Below are 3,722 nucleotides of genomic sequence, written 5' to 3'. Positions count from 1 at the left end.
TACTAAGCAAACGTTATGGGTGTCTTGGTAAACAAGCAACAAAAGGCACTATGACCATATGTAAATTAAACGACAAAGATTTCAATTATTATGCTGATGGAGCAACGGTTGGAAGCTCAACGCCTGCTAAGTTAGATAGTACCGAAGGAGATGCTTTCATATTTGAACCTGAATATTGGTATAAAGGAGTAAATGACATTTTAGGAGCATTCTCCGATGGAGTTAGCAAAAAGTATTCATGTTACAGCAGCAATGACGATATGCCTGATATTCCTTCCGTAGATATTATGACGATGGAAGATATAAAGAACTTGAATGCTTATAATAAGGGATATAAAATACTGACTGGTAAATCGACAGTGATAGAAGCTACTTCACAAGACAGCAATTACAGTATTTGTAAAATAGATGTTAGCCAGTATAAATATGTACGTTTCCCCACCGTTCTTGGAACAAGTCTCGTTGGTTCTGTAGTTGCCGATGCAAATGATAATGTCATAAAAGATATTCTCATAGGAACATTGGACTCTAAGTTTGTGAATGGAATGTATGTAATCCTATCTGTACCAGAAAATGCTAAAACGCTTTATTTCTCTGTCCATAACAATGCAGAATTTGATTACGTAGTGCTTTCCAATTCATCTAAGGTAGAGGATATGGAGCCTGACTGGGTTAAGCACGAGAAATGCTTGGTAGGTATGTTTGAGGCAATAAATATAGGTAGTAAACTATATTCCGCTGCTTATGGTGTTGCAGGCGTTAATAATCTTACTCAACCAGACTTCTCTTCATATGCTGTAGCCAGAAATCTTCAGTTAGTGGATTGGGAAATGCACAAAGATGTCGCAAACTTATTTTTTGCAAAATATGGTAGAAGAGATTCACAAGACCAATGCGGATATGGTCAAAATACGAATCAACGAATAGTAGGTTCAAGTGCATTCTTGGGTATGACAGATACCATAAATCAAAATCATGCTACGGAATACGCTTGGTATTATAATGAAAACGGAGAGTTGGTAAGAATACCTTGTACACGAAGTTTAGGATATGAAAACTGGTGGGGAAACCTTGCTGAGTGGATGGCTAAAGTCGGTTTGCCTAATACTTCTGAAGACCAGTACAAATACGCTATTACTATGCCTGACGGTACGGTAAGAAAAGTTTTGAGTAGCACGGCTTCAGGTAACTATGTTAAGTCCGTTTATCATCAAAAATTCATGGACGTGATAAATGTTAGCAATAGTAACGGAAGTAACACGACTTTCTATGCAGACCAGCAATATATCAGTAATGCAGCTAACAGAGTGGTGTATCGGTCGTACAACTATGCGAATGCTCTTGGCGGTGTCTCGTTTGCGCATGCGAGTAACGATTCATCGAGTGCGAACACGTACATTGGTTGTCGGCTCGCCTTCCGTGGCGCCATCGTCATTGCGATAAGCGTGGCTGCGTTTAAGGCGTTACCAAACTAATATAGCGCATAACGAAAAGGCGAAAAGCGGATGGCGTGTAAGTTGTTGGCATTTATGACAACTGACACGTCCCGCTTTCTCACATCACGCAAGTATAAGAAGATGAAAAATAAAAGGCGGATTTTCCCAAAGCACTGGTGGGTGTATCGGTCGAACAACAATGCGAATGCTAATGGCGGTGTCTCGTATGCGAATGCGAATAACGATTCATCGAATGCGAACACGAACATTGGTTGTCGGCTCGCAAACAATTAAGTTATAACGCAAAGAAAGAAATTGGGCGTACAACAACGAGGACGGTGTCCTCAAGGTGGAGCTCAGGGAAATGAACCTCACTAACAGCAAGTCTATTGGGATTTGGAAAAGTGAAAAATAAAGCGTTGGGTAGAGTTTGGTAGGGTATATTCAGATATGCAGCCGAAGAAGTCAGACCCAGAAAATTGAAGGAACATGAAACGTGAAAGAGATGTAATAAGAGAAATTGTTGAACCTCATAATTTGTACAACTCTATATCCGTTGTTTTGCATGGCAATAAACGCAAAAGAACTCGCATAGGTCGTTGGATAATGAATAACAAGGAACTCGTTGTCGAAATTCTTTCACGACAAATACAAGATGGAACTTTCCGAATATCAGGTTACAAGGAACGAATAGTAACAGATGGTCCAAAAGACAGAAAGGTTCAAGCTATACCGATAATAGAGAGGATTGGAGTAAATGCAGTAATGAGCGTTGTTGAGCAAAGAGTATTTCGTAAATACATACGCACAACTTCCGCTTCTATTAAGAATAGAGGGACTCATGACCTTCTTAATTACATTCGTAGAGACATACAGCAATCTCCAGAGGAGATGAAGTATATCTATAAGTTTGATATTATGAAGTTTTATGAAAGTATATGGCAAGACTTTATGATGTATTGCTTGCGTAGATTATTCAAAGATAAAATTCTGCTTACTATTCTTGAACGTTTTGTTCGTATGATGCCTGAAGGACTAAGTATTGGATTGCGTTCTTCTCAGGGGTTTGGAAATATGCTTCTTTCGATGTTTCTTGACCATTATTTGAAAGATGAAAAAGGATTGAAACATTTCTATCGGTATTGCGATGATGGCTCTTCGCATGCAAGAACAAAGAAAGAATGTTGGATGATACGTAACTACGTACATCAGCAAGCAGAAATTATGCGTTTGAAAGTAAAAGCTAATGAACGTGTGTTCCCAATTTCGGAAGGTCTGGATTTTTTAGGATATGTAATATATCCCACTCATACCAGACTTCGGAAACGTAATAAAAAGAATTTTGCAAAGAAAATACATCGAATAAAAAGTATAAAAAGGAAACGTGAGCTTACAGCATCATTCTATGGGCTTTGTAAGCATGCAGACTGCCGAAACTTATTTTATAGATTAACTGGTATAAGTATGAAAGATTTTAAGGATTTAGGCATAAAACCAAAGTATGCTGACGGAAAGAAACGCTTTAAGGGAAATCAAGTTTCTATCCGTGATTTGGTAAATACTCCTATTGTCGTATTAGATTTTGAGACAGGTGTAATTCCCAATTTTGAGAAAGAGGAGTATTCAAACAAAGTATCAAAAGCTAAGATTGAATATGAACGTCTCAAAGAGAAATATAAAGGTAACATACCTGATGATATTGAATTTGTCAATCCAGATGAAATACCCAAACCAGAAGGAAGGTATGTCGTTCGCATATTGCATGAAAAAGAAGAAAAGAAATTCTTCACGGCTTCTAAAGAAATATGGTCAGTATTAGACCAAATCAAAGAGCAGGGAGAATTACCATTCCGAACAGTTATAAAAGCGGAAAGATATGGTAACGGAGGAACTAAATACATATTCACATGATAAGAGCAGAAGGTAGTATTGGCGTTTCATTGCTGGAATGCGTGAACCCAAAGAAGAATAAGTGGCGTGTACGTTGGGATGTACAAAGTAAGGAGAACGATCCAAATAGTGCCACGTATATGGAAGAAGAGTTCGACCATCGTCCTACGATTGATGAGATAAAGTCTTTGATTATTGGTTGGTATAATTCTCAGATAGATAATGATATTCTATCAGGCATGACCTACAATGGCATTAAGGTTTGGTTGTCAAGCGAAAATCAATTCAACTATAAAGCTGCCTACGATTTAGCCATTCAAACAAATGGAAAATCATTGCCAGTTGTATTTAAGTTTGGTACAGAAGATGAGCCTGTATATAAACAATTCAATACCT

Annotated in this window: 2 protein-coding genes and 1 pseudogene; all 3 read left to right on the top strand. The window is 37.9% G+C overall.

Annotation, left to right across the window (positions count from 1 at the left end; translation table 11 throughout):
* Positions 1-1,475 (top strand): annotated as a pseudogene (locus PHO71_RS25605) (hypothetical protein); the annotation flags it as partial.
* Between the two features lie 450 nt (positions 1,476-1,925).
* A complete protein-coding gene (locus tag PHO71_RS25600; RefSeq protein ID WP_300209010.1) occupies positions 1,926-3,347 on the top strand; it encodes a reverse transcriptase domain-containing protein in 1,422 nt (473 codons plus the stop codon).
* Positions 3,344-3,722: hypothetical protein (locus PHO71_RS25595; RefSeq protein ID WP_300209009.1), on the top strand; the 379-nt coding region annotated here is incomplete at its 3' end. The genes PHO71_RS25600 and PHO71_RS25595, both read left to right, overlap by 4 nt.

This window comes from Bacteroides sp. (genome assembly GCF_028690125.1).
GTDB lineage: Bacteria > Bacteroidota > Bacteroidia > Bacteroidales > Bacteroidaceae > Bacteroides.
The sequence above is the reverse complement of the archived record's forward strand: the minus strand, read 5'-3'. Positions and strand labels throughout refer to the sequence as shown.